The sequence below is a fragment of the Streptomyces capoamus genome, from assembly GCF_014654935.1.
Taxonomy (GTDB): Bacteria; Actinomycetota; Actinomycetes; order Streptomycetales; family Streptomycetaceae; genus Streptomyces; species Streptomyces capoamus.
On the sequence record NZ_BNBF01000001.1, the window covers coordinates 428,058 to 449,684 of the forward strand.

A 21,627-nucleotide genomic window follows, 5' to 3' on the forward strand; every position below is an offset into this window, starting at 1 on the left:
AGTGGGAGCCGTCCGCGGACAGGGTGCCCGGCACCTCGGCACCGGTCGCGACGGCGGTCATGGTCACCTTGGTGAGCGTGCCGTCGCCGACGGTGACACCGACCGGGCCGTCGACCGCGACGCCGTGGGCGCCGTACCCCGGGGTGATCGCTATGCGGGCGTCGGAGGCCTCCTGGGAGCCCGCGGGGGTCGCCTGAGCCGGCGAGGCCGGGCGGTTCCCGGCGTCGTTGCCGCCGGTGGCGGCGGTGCTCGTACCACCGAGGGCCGTGACCGCGAGGACTCCGCCGAGTACGCCGGCCGTGGCGACCAGCCCGGTGCGTCGTTTACTGGGCGTGATCAAACGCTTCTCCAAGCCGTTGTCCGTGCATCCGTGCGCCGATCGCCCCTGGTGGTGCAATCGGCTCTGAAACCACTTATAGACATGCTTACCCCCAAAAAGGGGCAATCTGTGGGGAAGGCCACGCGTGGTAGGGGTCACGCGGTGCGGCTAAGGTGGGGGCCCAGATGCCGGTCCGACACGACGGGGGGCTCCTTGGTGTGGAGGAGCGGGCGGTCCGAGGGCGCGGTGCTGCCCGCGTCGCTGCGCGCGGGGACGGCATGGGCCGCGGTGCTCGCCGCGCTGGTGGTCGCCGTGCTCGGCGTCCGGTACGCCGGGAACAGCCGGCCCGGCAGGCTGGACACGCGGATCTCCGCGGCGGTGGACGGTGTGGGGCCGCCGTGGCGGCAGGTGGCCCTGGTCCTGGACTTCCTCGGCGAGCCCGCCGGATCGGTGCTCGTGATCACCGCCGCCGTGACGTGCTGCCTGCTGCTCCGGCGTCCGCGCGCGGCGGTGCTCGTCGGCGTCGGCGTCGGCGCGACCGTGGGGGCGGCGACGCTGCTCAAGCACCTGGCGGGACGCACCATCCACGGCGACGGCAACCTCTCCTACCCGAGCGGGCACACCGCCTACCTCACCGCGCTCGCCCTCGTCGCCGCGCTGGCCACGACCGGCCGGCTCGGCCTCGGCAGGACGGCCGGCACGTCACTCGTGCTCGCCGCGGCGCTGGTGGCCGGCGCCGCCATGGGCTGGGCGGAGGTCGCCCTGGGCGCGCACTACCCGACCGACGCCCTCGGCGGCTGCTGCACCGCGCTGGCGGTGACACCGGCGACCGCCTGGCTGGTCGACGCGGCGGCCGGCCGGCCCGCCCGCCGGTCGGCCGACGCCGGTCGGCGGGTGCCCCGCTGACGCCACGTCACCACACGTCACACCAGGCGGCGGAAGACGGGCTTCACCGGCCGTCCGCCCAGCCAGGGGGTGGGATCGGCGGCGTCCAGGGCCTTGCGGTACACCGCGCACGCCTGGGCCACCACCTCGACGGTGTGGTCGATGTCGGCGTCGCCGAGCGCGCTGCTCACCACGAACGAGGGGGCCAGCACCCCGCCCGCGAGCAGCCGGCGCAGGAACAGGGTGCGGTACCGCTGCGACGGCTGCCCGTTCTCGTCGAGGGTGGCGAAGACCAGGTTGCTGGCCCGGCCCCGCACCACGACGTGGTCGCCGACGCCCGCGGCCGCCGCGGCCTCGCGGATCCCGGCGGCCAGCCGCTCGCCGAGGGCGTGCAGCCGCGCGGTGACGCCCTCCTCGACGTACGTGTCGAGCACCGCCGTCGCGGCCGCCAGGGAGTGGGTCTCCGCCCCGTGCGTGGTGGACAGCAGGAACACCCGCTCGCCGGAGTGGCGCAGCCCGCCCAGCTCCATCAGCTCGCGGCGTCCGGCCAGCGCGGAGACGGCGAACCCGTTGCCCAGCGCCTTGCCGAACGTGGAGAGGTCGGGGACCACCCCGTACAGGCCCTGGGCGCCCGCCTCGGACCAGCGCAAGCCGGTGATCATCTCGTCGAAGACCAGGACGCAGCCGTGCCGGTCGGCCAGGGCGCGCAGGCCCTCCAGGTACCCGGGCGGCGGCTCGGTGTGGGTGGCGGGCTCCAGGAGCAGGCAGGCGACCTCGTCCCGGTACCGGGTGAGCAGCTCCTCGGTGGCGGCCAGGTCGCCGTAGGGAAACGTCACGGTGAGCTCGTTGACGGGCTCCGGGATGCCGGCGGACATCGGCGTGGTGCCGATGAACCAGTCGTCGACGGAGAAGAACGGGTGGTCGGCGCAGAGGGCCACCCGCGGGCGCCCGGTGGCGGCGCGGGCGAGGCGCACCGCGGCGGTGGTGGCGTCGGAGCCGTTCTTCGCGAACTTCACCATCTCGGCGGTCGGCACCGTGGCCAGGAAGCGTTCCGCCGCCTGGAGCTCCACCACGGAGGGCCGGACGAAGTTGCTGCCGCGGTCGAGTTCGCGGCGCACCGCCTCGGTCACACGGGGATGGGCGTGGCCGAGGCTGACCGACCGCAGGCCGGAGCCGTACTCGACGTAGCGGTTGCCGTCGAGGTCCCACACGTGGGCACCGTGGCCGTGGCTGATGACCGGGGCGAGGTTCTCGGGGTACTGGTCGTCGCCCTTGGCGTAGGTGTGGGCGCCCCCGGGGATCAGGCTGTGCAGTCGTTCGTTCGCCGCCCGCGACCGGGGCAGGTGGAACTCTCCAGTGTCCAAGTCCGACGTCATCCTTCCTGGTGCTGCAGGACCTCGGCGAGGCTCGGTGCCTCCCGGTCCCGCCGGGACATCGAGGTGACCGGCAGTGGCCATGGGACGGCCAGGTCCGGGTCGTCGTGGGCGATCGTCACGTCCTCGGCCGGATCGTGCGGCCGGTCGATCCGGTACGAGGTGTCGGCGGTGTCGGTCAGCGCCTGGAATCCGTGTGCGCAGCCCGCCGGGACGTACAGGGTCACCTGCGTCTCGCCGGACAGCTCGAAGAAGGCCCGGCCCAGGTAGGTCGGCGAGTGGGGCCGCAGGTCCACGACGACGTCGAAGATCCTGCCGTAGGAGCACCGCACCAGCTTGGCCTCGCCGGCGCCGGAGCGCAGGTGGAGGCCGCGCAGCACGCCCCGGACCGAGCGGGACAGGCTGTCCTGGACGAAGGCGTCCGGGTCGAGGCCCACCGAGCGGACCACGTCGGCGTCGAAGGTGCGGCAGAAGAAGCCGCGCTCGTCGCTGTACGGCGTCGGCTCGAACAGGTACGCGCCGTCGATCTCCGGCACGTCGATCGCCTTCATGAGGACTCCCGCGGGGTGTGGACGTGACCGGTCGCCGGGAACAGGGCCGCGGTCAGGGCGGTGAACTGGTGGTCGAGGCGGCGGACGGCGGCCCGGTTCCGCTCGACGAGGGTCTGCCGCAGCTCCGCCGAGCGCTTCTCCAGCGCCCGGAACTGCTCCAGCAGCCGCTCGGCGTCGAACGCGCGCGCCGGGTGGCAGTACGCGGCCAGTCCCATCTCGGCCATGAGCGCGTCGCTCTTCGCCGCGTAGGTGACGGCGAGGGTCGGTGTGCCGGTCTTCAGCGCGCAGATCAGGTTGTGGTAGCGGATCGCCACCACCGAGTCGGCCGGCGCGATCTCCTTCATCAGGTCGGCCAGCGAGGCCGTCTCGGCGGCGGTGACCAGCGGCGAGTCCACCGCGTCCAGGATCGCGGCGACCACCGTCGCGTCGCACCGGTCGCCGGTGAGCAGCCGGACCGGCCGGCCCTCCTCGACCAGCGCCCGGACGAACCGGATCGTCCCGTCGAGGTAGCGCCGGTGGATCTCCTCGGCCCGGGCGCGGTCGTCGTCGCCGCCGTGGAAGTCCATGACGCCGACGCAGACCCGTCCCGGCGGGCCCGGGGCCGCGCCCGCCGGCGGCGTGGGCAGCGAGAACGCGAGGTCCGGGTAGACCTCGTCGTGCGCGGTGTCCACGCCCATCGCCCGCAGCGCGTCACGGGACTGGGCGTCCCGGTAGGACCGGTACGCGGCCAGCCGCGCCGACCAGCGCACCAGGGCCCGGGTCGACCGGTTGCCGATCCCGGCGGCGCCGACACCGACCAGCGCCACCTTGGTGCCGAGCAGCCGGCCGCTCGCGCACAGCAGGAACAGCGCGTACGGGAAGCCCCACGGGCGCAGCGGCAGCGTGGCCTCCAGGACACCCATGCCCGGCACGATCACCACGTCGTGCCGGCGCACCCAGGCGGCCGTGCGGACGGCGTCGACGAGCTTGCCCAGCCCCTTCGTCGCGACCGCGCCCGCGCGTGAGGCGGTCCGGTACTCCCCGCGGTTCCAGTGCATGCGCGTCGCGGGGATCCCGAACCTGGCCGTGACGGCCTCGGGCCCGCCGCACAGCGCGTCCACCACCGCCTCCGGGTGCTCGGCGCGCAGGTACCCGAGCACGGCTTCGAGCGACCCGTCGTTGCCGAGGTTGCCGGAACCGAGCAGACCGAACACCCCCACCCGTGTCGCCGGCCTCATGCCTGCCTCCCCTCCCGCCCGGCGACGAGGGCGTCGACGGAGACGGTGACCCGGTCCGGGTCGACCGGGGCGCGGTCCTCGACCCGCTCGCCGGCGCCCGGCCGGACCCGGCTGGTCAGCCACGCGGCCAGGTGGCGGTGGCAGGCGCGCCGGTCGGCCGGGGACAGCGGCGCCCGCCGGATCGCCGAGGCGAAACCCCAGAGGTACTCGGCGAGCAGCCGGGGCGTCGGGTGCAGCGGGCCCGCCCGGCGCGGGTCCAGGTTGACGCAGCGGGACCGCTTGGAGGGGTTCGCCCGCTCGGCGCGGGCCGGGTGGTCGCGGCGGAAGTACAGCAGCTCGGGCACCTGGTGGAAGCGTCCGTGCAGGGTGATCTCGGCGACGAAGGTCCGGTCCGCGTGGTGGTAGCTGTCGAGGGGCTTCACCCGGCGCAGCATGTCGGCCCGCATCACCCCGTAGAAGTCGTCGCCGCCCGGCTCGAACAGCAGGCTGCGGAAGCGGTCCGGCGCGTGCGGCGAGGAGGTGGCGAGCGTGTACTCGTAGGGGACCTTCACCCGCCCGGCGCCGTCGATGACCGCCTGGTCGGCGTGCGCCAGGATCACGTCCGGCCGCTCGTCCAGCGCCTGGACGCAGCGCCGCAGCAGGTCCCGGCCGTACAGGTCGTCGTGCGAGGCCCACTTGAACAGCTCGCCGCGGGACTCGGCGAACACGTGGTTGTGGTTCGGCGTGGCGCCGATGTTCCGGGACAGCCGCAGGTACCGGATGCGCGAGTCCTTCGCGGCGTACCGGCGGCAGATGTCCCGGGTCCCGTCGGTCGAGGCGTTGTCGGAGATGATCAGTTCGTAGTCCTCGTAGGTCTGGCCGAGCAGGGCGTCGAGCGATTCGGCCAGGTACTCCTCGCCGTTGTACACGGGCAGGCCGATGCTCAGCCTGGGTCGGTCGGTCATGCGGTCCTCACTTCGGGAAGGGGGGTGCGGCGGTGCTCGCCGAGGGCGGACCGCAGCTGCAGCCACCACACGGCCGAGCCGCTGACGGTCGCGGCGGCCACGCCCCAGGCCGAGCCGACCGTGCCGGCCCCCGCCGCCCCGCCGAGCCCGCCGCCGACGTAGCAGACGGAGGCGAACAGCTGGCAGCGCAGGCTGCGCCGGGCCGCGCCGAGCGCGCGCAGCCCGGCCGCCGCGCCGGTGCCCAGGCCCGCGCCCGCGACCCCGAGGGTGATCGGCACGATGAGCCGCGAGGCGGAGTGCCAGACGTCGCCGAGCACCAGCGCGCCGAGCCGGTCCGGCAACAGCAGCACCGCACCGCCCCACAGCAGTGCGGCGGCGGCCTGCCCGCCGCCCAGCAGCAGGCAGAACGAGCGGAGCCGGTGCGGTGCCCGGCGCAGCACCCGCGCCGCCTCCGGGACGGTGACCAGCGACAGTCCCATCAGCACGGCGAGGAACGGCCCCATCAGCAGCTCGGCGCCCCGCACCGCGCCCACCGCGCCGACGCCGGCGAGCGCACCGAGCCCGTACGCCCGCAGCTGGCTCGCGCCGCTGAGGCTGACGTTCTCGACCAGGTAGCGGTAGCCCAGGTCGCGCTGCTCGCGGAGCCACCCGCGCGCCCGGGCCGGCCCGGGCCGGACACCGGACTGCAGGCAGCCGTAGGCGGCGGCCACCGCGGCCGACGCGCCCCAGGCGAGCACGAACGCGGCCACGGTGGCGGCCCGGGCCGCCACCACCATGGCCGGGACGAGCGCGACGCCCCACACGAGGTCGTTGACGAACGCCTTCCGCCCGGCGCCGGCGGCGAAGAACGCGAACCGCCAGGCGTCCTGCAGCAGCAGCCCCGGCAGCGTGACGCCGAGGCAGACGAACGCGGGCCCCACCCGGCCGCCGAGCGCCGGCCCGGCCGCCAGGCAGGCCGCGCCGATGGCCGCGCCGACGCCGAGGGCGGTCCCCGTCGACCGGACCACCGCCCCGCGCCAGGAGGCGTCCGGGACGCCGCTGAAGCGCACCACGAGCGGATCGGTGGCCAGCCCGCGGGAGACATTGAGGACCACGCCGTACGTCACCCACGCCAGGCTGAACACGCCGAACGCGCTCACCCCCAGCGAGCGGGCCACGTAGACGCCCACCACGAAGTTGCTGATGCTGGAGGCCGCCTGGTCGGCCAGGCCCCAGGACAGCCGCCCGGCGAGGGCCCGCCGCGCGGACCCGGCCGGTGCCGTCGCCCTCTCCTCCCCGGTGCTCACCGGCGTCACGCCTTGACCAGTCCGGCGCCGTGCAGGGCGTCGGCCGCGGCGGCGACGGTGTCGAACGGCAGCCCGGCCCGCTCGGCGACGTCCAGCAGGGCGTGCTCGCCGTCGGAGAGGCTGAGCACCCAGAGCATGGCCATCTGGGCCTCCTTGGCGTCGCTGCGGCCGCCGAGCGAGTCGTACAGCCCGCGCCTGCCCAACTGCGGTTCGCCGTACGGGCTGAGGTTGACGTACCGCCGGTTGCGGTCCAGCACGGCGAACGCCTCGCGGCAGACGGCGAGCGTGTCCGCCATCGCCTCCGGGGAGACGAAGTCCAGGTCGTCCGCCGAGGTGTGGTACTCCGGGTAGCCGGCGTACGGGGTCCGGCTGAGCGAGCCCACACCGAGGTCGAAGCCGGGCGAGCAGAACTGCCGCTCGTCGTAGCCGTACGGAGTGAACTCGGTGACGCGGTGCGGGCGTCCGGAGGCGGCCAGCACGTGCCGCATCACCCGGTCGATCTCCGCGTCGCCGCGCCTGCTCTGCTTGTACGTCAGCTCGCCCCGGTCCCCGGCGCAGGCCAGCACCAGTCCGTGCTTGACCCGGTCGACCCGTTCCGCGTTGCGGGCCAGCCAGGTGATCGCCCCGATGGTGCCGGGCGCGAAGAGGAACCGGTAGGTGTAGTACGGCGTCCGCTGTGCCAGCGCCCGGGCCAGGAAGGTGGCCACCGCGATCCCGGCCAGGTTGTCGTTGGCCAGCGACGGGTGGCAGACGTGGCAGGAGACGATCACCTCGTCGGAGACCTGCCCGGGGACCACGTGCTCGGCGTAGGTGAGGTGACCGTCGGCGAGGGTGGAGTCGATGCGCACCTCGTACATGCCCTCGGGCAGCGCGTCCAGGGTCTCCTGGGACAGGCAGAACCCCCACTCCGGCCGGTAGTAGCTGGTGCGGTACGGCACCCAGGACGGGTGGTCCGGCAGCGTGTGCAGGTGTGCGCGCAGCTCGGCCAGCGGCATGGTCGCCGACACCGGCACGCTGTAGCCGAGCACGTGCAGGCTGGACGCGGCGAAGTCGACGACCCGGTGGCCGGCGCTGTCCGCGACGTAGGCGTCCCGGATGTTCCACTCCTGCGGCACCGTCCAGTCGAGCACCTGCGTCCCGGTCGGCACCTCGTGCACCCGCAGCGGCAGGTACTCGCCGACGATCTCCAGGGTGGCGCGCACACCGTCGCCGGTGATGCTCCGGCACAGCGGGTACAGCCGCTCCACCAGCGCGTGCATCTCCTCACCGGCCGCGGTCACCGGCGCCACCGCAGGGTGTCGTCGACCGCGCCGGCGTCGGACGCCGCGCGCAGCACGGCCAGCCGGGTGAAACGCCGGTCGAAGTCCTCCTGGGTCAGCCCGTGCGCGCGGTAGGCCTCGGCGAGTTCGAGCGCGCCGCGCTTCACCGTCCACTCGCAGTCGAAGCCGGGCACCGCGGCACGGAAGCGGGAGAAGTCCACCCGGTACGAGCGCGGGTCCGCACCGGTCTCCCCGGTGATCACCACCTTGGAGCCGGGCACCGCCTCGGCCACCTGCCCGGCGATCTCGGCGACCGTGACGTTGTTGGTCTCGCTGCCGATGTTGAACGCCCGGTCGTGCACCGCCTCCCGCGGCGCGGTCAGCGCGGCCGTGAAGGCCCGCGCGATGTCGGCGGCGTGCACCAGCGGCCGCCACGGTGTGCCGTCGGACAGCACCCGCACCTCGCCGGACAGCAGCGCGTGGCCCACCAGGTTGTTCAGCACGATGTCGGCGCGCAGCCGGGGCGAGAAGCCGAAGGCGGTGGCGTTGCGCAGGTAGACCGGGCTGAAGTCGCCGTCGGACAGCTCGTGCAGGTCGTCCTCCACCCGCACCTTGGACTCCGCGTACGGCGTCACCGGGCGCAGCGGGGCGTCCTCGGTCACCAGGCCGGCGCCGCCGGCGGCGCCGTAGACCGAGCAGGTCGACGCGTACAGGAACCGCCGCACACCGGCGTCGCGGGCCAGCCGGGCCAGCCGTACGGACGCGTGGTGGTTGATGTCGTAGGTGAGTTCGGGCGCCAGCGCGCCGAGCGGGTCGTTGGACAGCGCGGCCAGGTGGATCACGGCGTCCACCCCGGCCACGTGCTCCGCCGTGACGTCGCGCAGGTCCACCCGCGCCCCCGGCGGGTCCGCGGGCGCCGGGCCGAGGACGCAGTCCGCGAACAGGCCGGCGTCCAGGCCGACGACCTCGTGCCCGGCGGCGGCGAGGACCGGGGCCATGACGGTGCCCAGGTACCCCTGGTGTCCGGTCAGCAGTACGCGCAAGGTTCAACCCCCCAGGTTGAGCGTGAGTTTGGTGACGGTGAAGGCCTCGGCGTAGCGCGCGTGGCATTCGATGCCGCGGATCCGGGCGAGACCGAGGAAGGCCTCGCGGTCGTACCAGGGCCGGTGCCGCTGCGAGGGGTAGTGCTCCTGCAGCAGCCGCACCTTGCGTTCGGCGGTCTCCGGCGACAGCGGCTGGTACGCCGCCGGACGGCCCAGATCGCCGTCCCACTTGACGATCTCGTAGCCGAGGACGAGGTGGTCGCGGAAGGCGGTGGGCACCAGCCTCGCCAGGCCGCGGTGGTCCTGGTGGGCGTCCTCGGTGCGCGGGGCCAGGACGAGGTCCGGCTCGGTCTGCCCGCGCAGCTCCTCGACCGCGGCCTTGGCCTCCTCCCAGTGCACGGGCATCCGCCCGTCGGGCAGCTTGAGCACGGTCAGCCGCAGGTCGGCGCCCGGGCAGAAGGCGGCGAGCGCGGCCCGCTCCTCCTGCTCACGCTCGCTGCCGCCGCCGGAGAGCACCAGCGCGTCGACGCGCAGACCCGGCCGCGCCAGGCACAGCGTCAGCAGGGTGCCGCCGGCGCCGATGGCGATGTCGTCGCAGTGCGCGCCCACCGCGGCGATCCGGTCCAGGGGCCCTGCCCCGAGCCGGATCACGCGGTCCTCACCCCGGCGCCGTCGCGTTCCCACACGGCCCACGGGCGGTCGCCCCGCGCATAGGCCTCGTCGAGCGCGGCCCGCTCCTTCACGGTGTCGGTCGGCTTCCAGAAGCCGCGGTGCTGGTGCGCGACCAGCCGCCCCTGCTTGGCGAGCCGGGCGCACCCGTCGGCGACCAGGTCCCCGCCCTCGGGGATGAGGTCGAAGACTTCCTGGCGGAGCACGAAGTAGCCGCCGTTCTCCCACAGCGGCAGTTCGCTCACCGGGGTGATGCCGCCGACCAGGCCGTCCTCGCCCAACTCCACGCAGTGGAAGGAGGACTGGGGCGGCACCACCATCATGGAGGCGCCCGCGTCCCGCCGGGCGAACCGGTCGATCATCTCCGGCAGCGGGGCGTCGGTGAGCACGTCGGCGTAGTTGGCGAGGAACATCTCGTCGCCGTCCAGGTAGGGCCGCACCCGGCGCAGCCGCTCGCCGATCGGCGACTCGATGCCGGTCTGCACGAACGTGATCGTCCAGGAGGCGATGTCGGTGGACAGCAGCTCGGTCCGGCCGCCCCGCAGCACGAAGTCGTTGGACGTCGTCTCCTCGTAGTTGAGGAAGAAGTCCTTGATGTGGTGGGCCCCGTACCCGAGGCACAGGATGAACTCCGTGTGCCCGAAGTGCGCGTAGTAGCGCATGACGTGCCAGATCAGCGGCCGCGGACCGACCATCGCCATCGGCTTGGGCACGTCGTCGGAGGAGCCGTTGCGCATCCGCATCCCGTAACCGCCGCAGAACAGGACGACCTTCATGACGTCACCTCGACAACGCTCAGTTCCGGGATCGGGAAGACCAGCCGGCCGCCCCATTCGTGCACGAAGGACAGCTGCTCGACCAGCTCGTCCCGCAGGTTCCACGGCAGCACGAGCACGTAGTCGGGCCGGTCGGCGGCGATCCGCTCGGGCGGCAGGATCGGGATGCGGGTGCCCGGGGTGAACCTGCCGTGCTTGTAGGGGTTGCGGTCGACCGTGTACGGGAGCAGGTCGGGCCGGACACCGCAGTGGTTGAGCAGGGTGTTGCCCTTGCCCGGGGCGCCGTAGCCGACGACCCGCTCGCCCCGCTCGGCCGCCTCGACGAGGAACCTGAGCAGGTCCCGGCGCACCTTGGCCACCCGCGCGGAGAACTCGGTGTACCCGGACAGCTCCTGCAGCCCGGCGGCCTTCTCCCGGTCCAGTACGTCGGCGACTTGCCGCGTCGGCTCGGCGGCGGCCTCGGCCGGACGGGCCCACAGCCGGATGGAGCCGCCGTGCGTGGGCAGCAGCTCGACGTCCACGAGCGTGAGTCCGCCGCTGGCCAGGGCCCGGATCGCGGAGGCCACCGTGTAGTACTGGAAGTGCTCGTGGTAGATCGTGTCGTACTGGTTCTCCTCGATCAGGGTCAGCAGGTGCTGCACCTCGATCGAGACCCAGCCGTCGTCGGCGACCAGGGCGCGCAGCCCCTGGGTGAACCCGATGACGTCGGGGATGTGCGCGTACACGTTGTTGGCGACGACCAGGTCCGCCGGACCGTGCTCGGCGCGCACGGCGGCACCGGTGTCCGGGCCCAGGAACTCCGTGACCGTCGGCACACCGGCGTCCCGCGCCGCGGCGCCCACGTTCACCGACGGCTCGATGCCGAGGCAGCGGATCCCGCGGTCCACCACGTGCCTGAGCAGGTACCCGTCGTTGCTCGCGACCTCGACCACGAAGGAGTCCGCGCCGAGCGCCAGGCGCCGCACGGCGTCGGTGACGAACGTGCGCGCGTGCTCCACCCAGGAGGTCGAGTACGAGGAGAAGTAGGCGTACTCCTTGAACGTCTCCTCCGGCGTGATCAGCGGCGGGATCTGCGCCAGCCAGCACTCGGTGCAGACCCGCAGGTGCAGCGGGTACGCCGGTTCCGGCAGGTCCAGCTGGTCCGCCGCGAGAAAGCTCTCGCACGGCGGGGTCGCCCCCAGATCGACGACGCTCTCCAGCGCCGCCGAGCCGCAGAGTCGGCATCGTGTCATGTACTGCCCCCCATTGGTTCCGACCGACCCGCGATCGCGGTGCGGTACTCCTCCACCAGGCGCTCCAGCCCGACGGCCGGGCTGAAGTCCTGTTCGTAACGGCGCCGGGCCGCCCGCCCCATCTCCCGGCCCAGGGCCGGCCCGGCCGTGATCCGGCGCAGGCAGGACACGAGCGAGGCGGTCTCGCCCGGCCGGTGCAGCAACCCGGTCACCCCGTCCTCCACGAGTTCGACGAAGGCGCCGTGACCGGCGGCGACGACCGGGACCCCGGCCGCCATCGCCTCCACGACCACCAGGCCGAACGCCTCCAGCCAGGTGGAGGGGGCCACCACGGCGACCGACCGCGCGACGGCCTGCCGGCACTGGGCCGTGTCGTACAGGCCGGCGTAGCGCACGTCGTCCCGGCCCGCCGCCCAGGCGGCCACCTCCCGCTCCAGCGGTCCCGTGCCGGCGATCACCAGCGGCACGCCCACCCCGCCGCCGGCGGCGATCTCGTCCCACGCGGCCATCAGCAGCCGCACGCCCTTGGCCTCCGCGAGCCGCCCCAGGTAGAGCAGGTGCTCGCCGGCTCCGGTCCGGCAGGCACCCGGGTCGGGCACGAAGTTGTGCTTCACCGCGAGCCGTTCGGCCGGCATGCCGGCCCGCACCAGGACCGCGCGCTGCGCGGCGGAGATGCACAGGAACCGCTCCACGCCGGACCACCACCGCCGCCGGTTGACCGACAGGCTCACCGCGAGCGGCACCGTCGCCAGCCGGGAGCCGCGGTAGCAGCCGTGCCGGACGGCGGGCAGCGGCGCGGACCCGACGCACTCGGCGCAGGGCCGGCCGTCCCGCTGCAGCGTGCCCGGCGGGCAGACCTGGGTGTAGTTGTGCAGCGTGGCGACGGCGGGCACACCGGCGTCCGCGCAGGCGGCCAGCACCGCCGGTGACAGCAGCGGGAAGACGTTGTGGACGTGCACCACGTCCGGCCGTTCGGTGCGCAGCCGCGCGGCCAGTTCGGCGCGGACCGCGGGGTTCCACGGCACCAGCAGCGGCAGCGCGGCCTTGCCCAGCAGGGACCGGTCGGCGATGTCGTCGCTGCGCCGCTCGAACACCTCCACCCGGTGGCCGGCCGCGCGCAGCAGCGCCACCTCCTGGTCGACGACCTTGTTCTCCCCGCTCGGCTGCGCCGAGGCGTAGCGGTTGTGCACGACGAGCACGCGCATGCTCAGACCACCTCCGAGGTCCGGGCCCAGCTCGGGGCGCGCCGCCGGCGGACGCCGGGCGCCGGGCCGGGAGGGGCCGGGACCGGCGTCGCCAGCAGCGAGGCGGCCACGGTGAGGTGCAGCAGGTACGGCGAGGCGTCACCGAGCCCGGCCTCGGTGTACGAGGCGATCGCGCAGTAGCTGATCAGGAAGATCGAGCAGGCCCGCTGCAGCGACGGCGGCCGCAGCAACGCCACGGCGCCCAGGACCACGACGGCCGCCGCGACCAGGGTGACGCCGATCAGGCCCTGCTCGTTGTAGACGGCCAGCCAGCTGTTGTCGATCGGCAGCCCGCCGAACGACTTGTCGCCCAGGCCCACGCCGAACAGCTTCTCCGGGGTCGACCGGGGCGCGGCCAGCAGCGCGTCCCAGACCTTGGCCCGGCCCGTCAAGTTGGAGAAGTTCTCCTTGCTCTGTCCGCGCAGGAACCACGCCTGCAGCGCGGAGGCGAACCCCACCCCGGCCACCAGGACGCACAGCACCGCCCAGGTGAAGAACCGGCGGGCGGCGGCGCTGGTCAGCAGGAGCGAACCGATCGCCAGGGCCAGCCCGATGAGCAGGCCGAGCGTGGCCGTGCGGGTGTGGGTCAGCGCGAGCAGGACGAGCGAGGGGACGATGACGATCGCCGCGCTGGTCCTGTCGGTTCGGCGGCCCAGCAGGAGCAGCACGGTGAGCCCGGTGATCACGGCGGCGTACTGGCCGATCTGCGGCGGCGTGAGCGGCCACAGCGCGCCGACCAGCCGCCCGCCGTAGAGGTCGGGCAGGGCGGCGCCCGGCGAGACGACCAGGCCGGCGGCCACCGACCCGAGCACCGCGAAGTACATCCGGATGTGGTGCCGCACGAACGTCAGACCGCCGTCCCACCAGCGGGTGAGCAGCCACAGCGTGCCGACGAAGAGCGCCAGCCGGGCGCAGCGGAACAGCGCGCCGAACCCGGACTCCAGGTGCACGCTGGAGATCACGCTCGCCGCCAGCAACAGCGTGAGCAGGAGCAGGAAGGCGCTGGCCCGGACGCGCAGCCGCAGGTTGAGCGCGAGCGCCAGCGCGAACGCGGCGACCAGCGCGCCCATGGTGACCATCTGGATCAGGGAGCGGGGCAGCGGGACGATGGTCTTCGCGCCGGCGGAGCCGAGCGTGTTGAGGACCAGCAGCCCCCACACCGTCCCGACGATCCTCGCGGCGGGGTCGGCACGCATCTCAACCACCGTCCCGCGCGCGGAAGGTGCTGCCCGCGTCCTGCCGGTACGGCCCGCCCTGCCACTGCCCGGAGTCGACGACCCGGCTGGGGTCGTGGACGACGAAGGTCCACGGTCCGACGTACACGTTGTCGTGCCAGCGGTTGTGCTGCCGGCCGGTGATCGCCTGCGCCACCCGGTCGCCCTTGTACGGCGACCAGTCCGGGTACGTGCCGTAGTTGGCCAGCACCGCCATGCGGTCGCACTTCACCGTGCAGTCGACCACCGACTTGTCCAGCACGAAGCGGTTGCCGTGGATGTCCACCCGCTGGGTCTTCCACCGGCAGTCGGAGTAGAGCGGCTGTCTGGCGATCGCCGGCTGTGCGCAGCGCTTGGTGTTCTTCACCAGCAAGGTGCAGTCGCCGGAGGAGGTGTTGGCCGGGCTGTTGCAGAACCGGTCGGCGTTCTCCCACAGGGTGATACCGGACCAGTTGTTCTCCAGCACGTTCCGGTAGATCTCGATCTTGTCGGTGCGGGCCGGGACCCGTGGTTCGCCGCCGGACTCGGACAGGTAGACGGTCGCGAACGGGAAGTTGTCGCCGCGGGCGGCCGCCTTGCGGCCCTCGACCCAGTTGTTCCGCCGGATCGTGTTGCCGCGGATGACCGCGTTGTAGCTCGTCTCGTATATCAGCGCGGCTCCGTCGTTGGACTCCAGCACGTTGTCCTCGATGCGGAAGTCGTTGTTGTCGGTGTCCGCCCACAGCCCGGCGCCGCGGTTGTCGTGCACCCAGTTGCCGCGCACGTCGGCGCCGTCGACGGCCCAGAACTTCACGCCTCCGGTGCAGCCGCAGCCCGGCCGCCGCCGCTCCCAGTCGTCCTTGTTGTTGCCGGCGATCTCGTTGCCGTCGAGCACCAGGCCGCCGATACGGCCGCCGGCCTTGTACGCGTTCATGCCGTACTGGCCGTTGCCGCGCAGGCAGCTGGCGCGGACCTGCTGGCGGGCACCGGCCATCAGGCCGGCACCGGAGTTGTTCTGGATCGTCGTGTGCTCGATCACCCACCCGTCGGCCGAGTCGTGGTTGACCACGCCCTCGTTCTGCGGGGCGACGAAACCCTGCACGGTCAGGTAGCGGAGGACGACGCCCCGGGCGGTGCCGCCGAAGGCGTACTGGTTCTTCTTCCGGCCGTCGAGCACCGCGCCCGGCGCGCCGAGGTAGGTGTCCCCCTTCTTGGGGATGACCTGGGCGTAGCGGTCGGCCTCGAGCCGGTGCCTGCCGGGCCGGAGCCAGAACGTGGTGCCCGGGGGGGACTTGCTGGTCTTCGCCGCCAGGTCACCGACCACCCCGGGGTCGACCGTCACCGCGCCCGCCGGCGCCTTCTCCGGCCCGGCCGCGGGCCTGGCGCACACCTGGGCCACGGACCGGGCCGCGGACGTGGACGGTGCGGCGGACGGCTCGGCCGCCCGGGCGTCCGGGCCGCTCTCGCAGCCGGTCGCCGTCAGCAGGGCCAGCACCAGCGGTACCGCCACCGGCGCCCAGTGCCCTCTCGTGAATGCCACGCGCCCCCCTAGCCGCGGAACCTGAGCACGGTGGTGAAGCCCTCCGTGCCGTCGGTGACACCGGTGCCGACCAGCGTGGTGGCGGGTTCCCTGCGCCCGAAGCCGGGGGAGTACCAGCCCAGCGGAGGGTCGGTCTCACCGCGGTGCGCCCGCCAGGACAGCCGCTCGGGCAGGTCCAGCACGGCGGAGCGGTCCTCGCCGGCCCGGGTCCAGGTGAGCACGGCCCTGCTGCCCGTCAGATCAGCGGTGACGGCCGGACCGAGGTGGAACGCCAGACGTGCCTCCCGGCGCGGTCCGGACACCTCGTCGACCACCCTCAGCTCCCGGGTCGCGGCCGTCAGCTCCACCCGGCGGCGGTGCACGGAGGGCCGGTAACCGTCGTGTTCGGCGCACCAGCGGGCCGTCCCACCGGTGGACGCGTCCGCGACCAGGACGCGGCTGCGGGCGTGCCGGGTCCACAGGAACGGGCCGCCGGAGACGGACTGGTCGGTGCCGTCCAGCTCCAGGGTGTTGTGGCCGAGCGTCGACCGGAAGTACCGCCGCCACTCGGGCTGCCCGTGGTAGCAGTACGTCCCCGGGTCGGCGAGCACGTCCACCCCGTCGTGCCGTACCTCCACGGACAGCGCGTCCGCGTGGGCGTGCGCGGCGATGGCCAGGAAGCCGTGCGGACCGCCGTCGCAGCGGCACCAGATCCCGCCCGCCCCCCGCAGGATGGTCATGCCCGCTTCGGCGAAATGCGCCGGCCGGCTCGCCGGCCGGGACACGGACGGTTCCGTACGGTTGACGAGCCCGGCCAGCAGCGCGGTACGCACATCGCTGCCGGGCACCTCCGGCCACCAGTCGCGCCTGCCGAACACGGCGTCCCCGGTGGCCAGCAGCGAGGCCCAGCGGTCGGTGCCCGCGCCGTCCACGACCAGCCCGAACCCGTCGTCGCCGTCCCCCTGACGGGGCGGCCGCAGCCGGTCGTCCACCACGGCCGCGAGCGCGTCGGTCATCCGCAGCAGCACCAGCCGTACCGTCGCGGGGACCGGCACGCCCGCCGCATCCGCCTCCGCCAGCGCGGCCAGGCCGAGTTCCAGCACCAGCCCGTGGTACTCGGAGGCCAGCTCCCGGTTGAGTCCGCAGAGGAAGGTGTTGCCGCGCAGCTCCCGCTCCAGCGACCGCAGCGCGTCGGCCCGCCAGCGCGCCGAGGCGGGGAACCACCCGAACGCGCAGGCCGCGGCGAACTGCCCGGCGGCCTCGGCGATGACGTGGTTGTTCGCCGAGGACCCCCGGCTGGGGAAGGCGGCCAGCCAGCGCTGGTGGTGCCAGATCTGTCTCAGCGCCACCGGGTTGCGCTCGAACAGATCGGCGGCGCCCGGCCAGCCGTCGAGCAGCCGGCGGATCCACACCCAGGACAGCAGCCGGATCCCCAGCTCGATGCCGCTGGTCCAGTGCACCCCGCGCAGCGGCGCGTTGCCCGCCCACCACGACCTCAGGTGCTCGGCCACCCGCTCGGCGTACCGCTCGTCCCCGGTGACCGCGTAGGCGGCGGCGAGCACGGTGAGGTACTGGTGCCGGGACGGCTCCCAGATCTGCTTGATGTCCCCGACCGCGTCCTCGTCGCGGTACGGCACGTCGAAGGCGTACCCGAACGGGGCCCGGCGCCCGGTCTTCGGGTCGAACCACCAGTCCGGGGCGGCCATGTCGTCGCGGACCACCCCGAAGTACTCGGCCTGCCCGGACAGCAGCCGGTCCGCCTCGGCGACGAGACGTTTGGCGGCGTCCGGCGGCACCGCGGCGATCGTGCCCGCGGGCAGCACGGCGGTGAACCGGGCGCCGGTCACGCTCGGGCCGGCCGGCCGCGCGGACCGCCACCGACGCCTGCGCACCGCGTCGCCCACCCGGCCGCCGACCTCCCGCGGCCCCATCCGGGACAGCCGCCGCAGGTACCAGCCCGCGCTCATGCTCATGGCGTCCTCGCCAGCGTCACCGGCGCCCCGCCGGCCAGACCGGCCTGCACGGCGAGGGTGGCCGCGGTGGTGGCGACCAGCGACCGGAGCGGCACCGGCATCGGGCCGCCGGTCCGCACCGCCTTGACGAACGCGGCCAGTTCGGCGTTCTGGCCCTTGTCCCGCGCCTTGGGCAGCCGCGAACTGACCCAGCGCTTGCGGCCGTACACCGAGGCACGGACGAAGTCGTCGAGCCGCAGGGCCTTGCCGTCCGCGACCAGGTCCAGCGTCTCCTTGGGGAAGCCGGCCGGGCCGCTGGTGACGTAGCTGATGGTGGCGGTGGATTCGTCCGGGTAGCGCAGCACGACCTGCAGGTCCTCGTTGCCGGACGAGGCGACCGCGTACACCGACACCGGGTCGGCGTCCAGCAGCCAGCTCGCCGTGTCGATGAAGTGCCCGCCCTCACCGGCGAACCGCGAGCCCTCGGTGCCCTGCCGGAGATACCAGCTGCCGTGATCGAGGCGGCCCGCGTTGACGAGGTAGCGCAGGTGCGCCGGGCCGGTCCGGGCACCGAAGCGCTGCCTCGCCTCCCGCAGCAGCGGCGCGAACCGGCGGTTGAAGCCCACCTGCAACCGGTCGTTGCCCGACTCCTCCACCGCCGAGAGCACCCCGGCCAGCTCCTCCTCGGTGAGCGCCAGGGGCTTCTCCACGAACACGGCCTTGCCGGCCAGCAGGGCCCTGCGGGTCAGTTCGGCGTGCGAGCTGTGCCGGGTGACGACGAACACCGCGTCCACCGACTTGTCGCCGAGCACGGCGTCGAGGTCGGTCGTCGCCTCCTCGAAGCCGAACTTGCGCTGCGCGTTGGCCGCGGACAGTGCCGTCGTGGTGACGACGGTCGACAACTCCACACCTTCGCGTCCGGCCAGGTGCGGCAGCAGCATCGACGTCGCGTAGTTGCCGGCGCCGACGAACGCCAGGCGCACCGGGGCGCCCGCGGCCCGGGCCGGGGCGGGCACCCGGCCGTCGCGCGGGCCGGCCGCGGGCACGGCCACCACCGGGGCGGCCGCCTCCCGCGCCGTCCCCGTGTCACCGGGGTAGCGGAACAGCACGGCCACGGCCTTCAGCTCGCCGTCCTTCAGGCGCTGGTACGTCCCGACCGCGTCGGCGAAGTCGGCGATGTGCGAGACCAGGGGCTCCACGTCGACGCTCCCACGGGCCAGGAGGTCGAGGAAGCACGCCAGGTTGCGGCGCTCGGTCCAGCGCACGTAGCCGATCGGGTAGTCGCGGCCCTCCAGTTCGTACTCCGGGTCGTAGCGCCCGGGGCCGTAACTGCGGGAGAACCGGACGTCCAGCTCCTTCTCGTAGTACGCGTTCCACGGCAGGTCCAGGCGGCACTTGCCGATGTCGACGACCCGGCCGCGGTCCCGGCACAGCCGGGCGGCCAGCTCGACGGGCTCGTTGCTGCCGCCGCCGGCGGCCAGGTACACCTGGTCCGCGCCCAGACCGCCGGTGAGTTCGGCGACGGCCGTCTCCACCGCCGCGGACGCCGGGTCGCCGCAGGCCGCCGCGCCCAGGCGCTCCGCCAGCTCGCAGCGCGCCGGGTCCGGGTCGGCCCCGACGACCCGGACCCCGGAGGCGGCCAGCAGCTGGACCACCAGCTGACCGATCAGCCCGAGGCCGATGACCAGCGCCACCTCGCCCAGCCGCGACTCGCCCTGGCGGACGCCCTGCAGCGCGATCGACCCGACCGTGCCGAAGGCGGCATGCCGCGGCGCGAGACCGTCCGGGACCCGGGCGTAGAGGTTCTTCGGCACCCAGTTCAACTCGGCGTGCAGCGCGTGCTCGTTGCCGGCGCAGGCCACCAGGTCACCGACCGCCACGTCGTCGATCCCGGCGCCCACCTGCTCGACCACCCCGCACAGCGAGTAGCCCAGCGGCGTGTAGGAGTCCAGCTTCCCCATCACCTTGCGGTAGGTGGCGGGCACCCCGTTGACGGCGACGCTCTGCACGACCTTGGCCACCTGGTCCGGCCGGGAGCGGGCCTTGCCCAGCATCGACATGCCGGCCTCGGACACCTTCATCAGCTCGGTACCGGTGGAGATCAGCGAGTAGGCGCTGCGGACGAGTACACCCCCCGGCTTGCAGCCCGGCACCGGCACGTCGAGCAGCGCCAGCTCACCGCTCTTGTAGTTCTGCACTACCTGTTTCACCTGAAGTCCTCTTGTCTCTACACCGTCGACGGGGAGTGCTGGCCGGACCGGGAGGTCGCGCCGCGGTACCAGTACTCGAGGGTCAGCACATGCCACAGATGCTTGGAGAAGTCCCGCTGCCCGGCGGCGTCCTCGGCGACGAGCCGGGCCAGCGCGTCACGGCGCAGGAACCCGGAGCGGACCAGTTCACCGTCGTTGACCACCTCCCGGACCAGCGGTGCCAGGTCCCGGCTCATCCAGGCGCGCAGCGGGGCGCTGAACAGGCCCTTGGGCCGGTACACGATCTCCCGGGGCAGGACCGAGGTGGCCGCCTCCTTCAGGACGGCCTTGCCCTGCCGCCCGACGATCTTTTGGTCCCCGGGCACGGCGAACGCCGCCTTGACCACCTCCACGTCCACGTACGGCACCCGCACCTCGGTCGACGCGGCCATGCTCGACCGGTCGGTGTACGCGAGGTTCAGGCCCGGCAGGAACATCCGGGCGTCGGTCAGGCACATGCGGTTGACGAAGTCGTCGAGGTCGTTGTCCCGGTAGGTGTCCGCGTGCTCGGTCAGCACGTCCTCGACCGTCCCGGCCAGGTCCGGATCGAGCAGGGCGAGCAACTCGCCCCGGTCGTACATCGTGTAGCTGCGCCGGAACGCGGTCTCCTCCGGCAGGTCGGCGAAGGAGAGGAACCGCTTGGCGAAGCGCACCGACCGGTACCCCCGGCGGCTCGTGGCCACCGGCAGCCGGTCCACGGCCGCGGACATCCCGCGCCGCAGGGGCCGCGGGACCCGCTGGTAGCGCAGCGCGATCAGGTTGGCCAGGTGCTTGCGGTAACCGGCGAACAGCTCGTCGGCGCCCATCCCGGACAGCATCACCTTGACCCCGGCCTCCCGGGCGGCCGAGCAGATCAGGAACGTGTTGATCGCGGCGGGATCGCCGATCGGCTCGTCCAGGTGGTACGTCATCCGCGGCAGCAGGTCGAGCACGTCCGGGGCGATCTCGATCTCGTGGAGGTCGACGCCGAACCGCTCGGCCACCCGCCGCGCGTAGCGCAGATCGTCCGGCATCGCCTCGAACCGGGCGTCCTCGGCTCGGAACCCGATCGTGTAGGCGGAGATCCCGGGCCGCTCGCGCGCCGCCAGCGCGGTCAGGTAACTGGAGTCCAGGCCGCCGGACAGGAAGGTCGCCACGGGGACGTCGGAGAGCAGGTGACGCCGCGTCGACTCCTCGACCACGGCGGCGATGTCCGGTCGTTCGCCCTCGCGGGCCCGCTGCCGGGCCTCGGCGGCGACGTCCCTCAGCTGCCAGAACCGGCCGCGTTCCACCCGCCCGTCGGGCCGGCACCGCAGCCAGCTCCCCGGCGGCAGCTTCTCCGCCTCGCGGAACGCGCACCGCGAGTCCGGCACCCAGTAGTACAGCAGCGAGGCCACCAGCGCCGCGGGGTCCACCTCCAGCGAGCCGCCAGCCACGGCGGCCAGCGCCTTCAGCTCGGAGGCGAACACCAGGCCGGCGCCGCGCCGGAGCAGGAACAGCGGCTTGATGCCGAGCTGGTCGCGGGCGAGCACCAGCTCACCGCTGCGCTCGTCGAAGATCCCGAAGGCGAACATGCCGCGCAGCCGGGGCAGACAGTCCGTGCCCCAGCGCCGCCACGCCTCCAGCAGCACCTCGGTGTCGGAGGTCCCGCGGAAGCGCACCCCGGCGGCGGCCAGCTCGGCCCGCAGCTCCGGCGCGTTGTACAGCTCCCCGTTGTACGTCAGGGCCAGGCCGTCCGAGACCATCGGCTGGGCGCCGGTCCCGGACAGGTCGATGATGGCCAGCCGCCGGTGCCCGAGGTGCACCTCGCCGTCACCGGCGGGGTGGCTGTAGCGGCCCGCCCCGTCCGGTCCGCGGTGGGCGAGTATCTCGGTGAGCCGGTCGGTCACGGCCTTTCCGTCCGGCCACCGGTACGTGCCTGCGATGCCGCACATGTG

Annotated in this window: 17 protein-coding genes and 1 pseudogene; 1 reads left to right on the top strand and 17 read right to left on the bottom strand. The window is 73.7% G+C overall.

The annotated features are described in order from the left end of the window. A pseudogene (locus tag IE312_RS38515) lies at positions 1-340 on the bottom strand (Ig-like domain-containing protein); the annotation flags it as partial. Between the two features lie 192 nt (positions 341-532). Between IE312_RS38515 and IE312_RS01945 the strand changes: the two are divergent. Then, positions 533-1,225 carry a phosphatase PAP2 family protein gene (locus IE312_RS01945; protein ID WP_229898887.1) on the top strand — a complete coding sequence of 231 codons (693 nt, stop codon included), beginning with the start codon at positions 533-535 and terminating at the stop codon, positions 1,223-1,225. Between the two features lie 17 nt (positions 1,226-1,242). On the opposite strand, the gene IE312_RS01950 is transcribed toward IE312_RS01945, so the two are convergent. From IE312_RS01950 to asnB, 16 genes are read right to left on the bottom strand one after another with little or no spacing between them, the layout of a single operon-like run. Continuing rightward, on the bottom strand, positions 1,243-2,568 hold the full coding sequence (locus tag IE312_RS01950; RefSeq protein WP_189977661.1) for a glutamate-1-semialdehyde 2,1-aminomutase: 1,326 nt from the start codon (positions 2,566-2,568) through the stop codon (positions 1,243-1,245). Positions 2,569-2,576: 8 nt separating this feature from the next. Next, a complete protein-coding gene (locus IE312_RS01955; RefSeq protein ID WP_189977663.1) occupies positions 2,577-3,128 on the bottom strand; it encodes a dTDP-4-dehydrorhamnose 3,5-epimerase family protein in 552 nt (183 codons plus the stop codon). Beyond that, complete coding sequence (locus IE312_RS01960; RefSeq protein WP_189977665.1) at positions 3,125-4,345, bottom strand: polysaccharide pyruvyl transferase family protein; 1,221 nt, start codon at positions 4,343-4,345, stop codon at positions 3,125-3,127. Before IE312_RS01960 ends, IE312_RS01955 begins: the two co-directional genes overlap by 4 nt. Continuing rightward, positions 4,342-5,289: a glycosyltransferase family 2 protein gene (locus tag IE312_RS01965; protein ID WP_189977667.1), complete on the bottom strand. Its 948-nt coding sequence runs from the start codon at positions 5,287-5,289 to the stop codon at positions 4,342-4,344. Before IE312_RS01965 ends, IE312_RS01960 begins: the two co-directional genes overlap by 4 nt. Continuing rightward, positions 5,286-6,584 (bottom strand): MATE family efflux transporter, encoded by a 1,299-nt coding sequence (locus tag IE312_RS01970; protein ID WP_189977669.1) that lies wholly within the window; start codon positions 6,582-6,584, stop codon positions 5,286-5,288. The genes IE312_RS01965 and IE312_RS01970 overlap by 4 nt, the downstream gene beginning before the upstream one ends. Further along, positions 6,581-7,864: a DUF4910 domain-containing protein gene (locus tag IE312_RS01975; RefSeq protein ID WP_189977671.1), complete on the bottom strand. Its 1,284-nt coding sequence runs from the start codon at positions 7,862-7,864 to the stop codon at positions 6,581-6,583. Before IE312_RS01975 ends, IE312_RS01970 begins: the two co-directional genes overlap by 4 nt. Next, a complete protein-coding gene (locus tag IE312_RS01980) occupies positions 7,852-8,877 on the bottom strand; it encodes an NAD-dependent epimerase/dehydratase family protein (RefSeq protein WP_189977673.1) in 1,026 nt (341 codons plus the stop codon). Before IE312_RS01980 ends, IE312_RS01975 begins: the two co-directional genes overlap by 13 nt. A gap of 3 nt (positions 8,878-8,880) precedes the next feature. Beyond that, entirely contained in the window at positions 8,881-9,528 is a 648-nt protein-coding gene (locus IE312_RS01985) for a PIG-L deacetylase family protein (RefSeq protein WP_189977675.1), read from the bottom strand. Next, positions 9,525-10,322 carry a sugar phosphate nucleotidyltransferase gene (locus IE312_RS01990; protein ID WP_189977677.1) on the bottom strand — a complete coding sequence of 266 codons (798 nt, stop codon included), beginning with the start codon at positions 10,320-10,322 and terminating at the stop codon, positions 9,525-9,527. The genes IE312_RS01985 and IE312_RS01990 overlap by 4 nt, the downstream gene beginning before the upstream one ends. Then, on the bottom strand, positions 10,319-11,554 hold the full coding sequence (locus IE312_RS01995; RefSeq protein ID WP_189977679.1) for a class I SAM-dependent methyltransferase: 1,236 nt from the start codon (positions 11,552-11,554) through the stop codon (positions 10,319-10,321). Before IE312_RS01995 ends, IE312_RS01990 begins: the two co-directional genes overlap by 4 nt. Then, on the bottom strand, positions 11,551-12,759 hold the full coding sequence (locus IE312_RS02000) for a glycosyltransferase (RefSeq protein WP_189977681.1): 1,209 nt from the start codon (positions 12,757-12,759) through the stop codon (positions 11,551-11,553). The genes IE312_RS01995 and IE312_RS02000 overlap by 4 nt, the downstream gene beginning before the upstream one ends. A 2-nt stretch (positions 12,760-12,761) precedes the next feature. Beyond that, a complete protein-coding gene (locus IE312_RS02005) occupies positions 12,762-13,994 on the bottom strand; it encodes an O-antigen ligase domain-containing protein (protein WP_189977682.1) in 1,233 nt (410 codons plus the stop codon). A gap of 1 nt (position 13,995) precedes the next feature. Next, the gene (locus IE312_RS02010; RefSeq protein ID WP_189977684.1) at positions 13,996-15,531 is read right to left on the bottom strand and encodes a right-handed parallel beta-helix repeat-containing protein; all 1,536 of its coding nucleotides are present in this window, start codon (positions 15,529-15,531) and stop codon (positions 13,996-13,998) included. 8 nt (positions 15,532-15,539) lie between these two features. Continuing rightward, complete coding sequence (locus IE312_RS02015; RefSeq protein ID WP_189977687.1) at positions 15,540-17,483, bottom strand: alginate lyase family protein; 1,944 nt, start codon at positions 17,481-17,483, stop codon at positions 15,540-15,542. After that, on the bottom strand, positions 17,480-19,672 hold the full coding sequence (locus tag IE312_RS02020) for a bi-domain-containing oxidoreductase (protein WP_189977689.1): 2,193 nt from the start codon (positions 19,670-19,672) through the stop codon (positions 17,480-17,482). The genes IE312_RS02015 and IE312_RS02020 overlap by 4 nt, the downstream gene beginning before the upstream one ends. 17 nt (positions 19,673-19,689) lie before the next feature. Next, positions 19,690-21,624 carry an asparagine synthase (glutamine-hydrolyzing) gene (gene asnB, locus IE312_RS02025; RefSeq protein WP_189977691.1) on the bottom strand — a complete coding sequence of 645 codons (1,935 nt, stop codon included), beginning with the start codon at positions 21,622-21,624 and terminating at the stop codon, positions 19,690-19,692. Between the last annotated feature and the right edge of the window lie 3 nt (positions 21,625-21,627).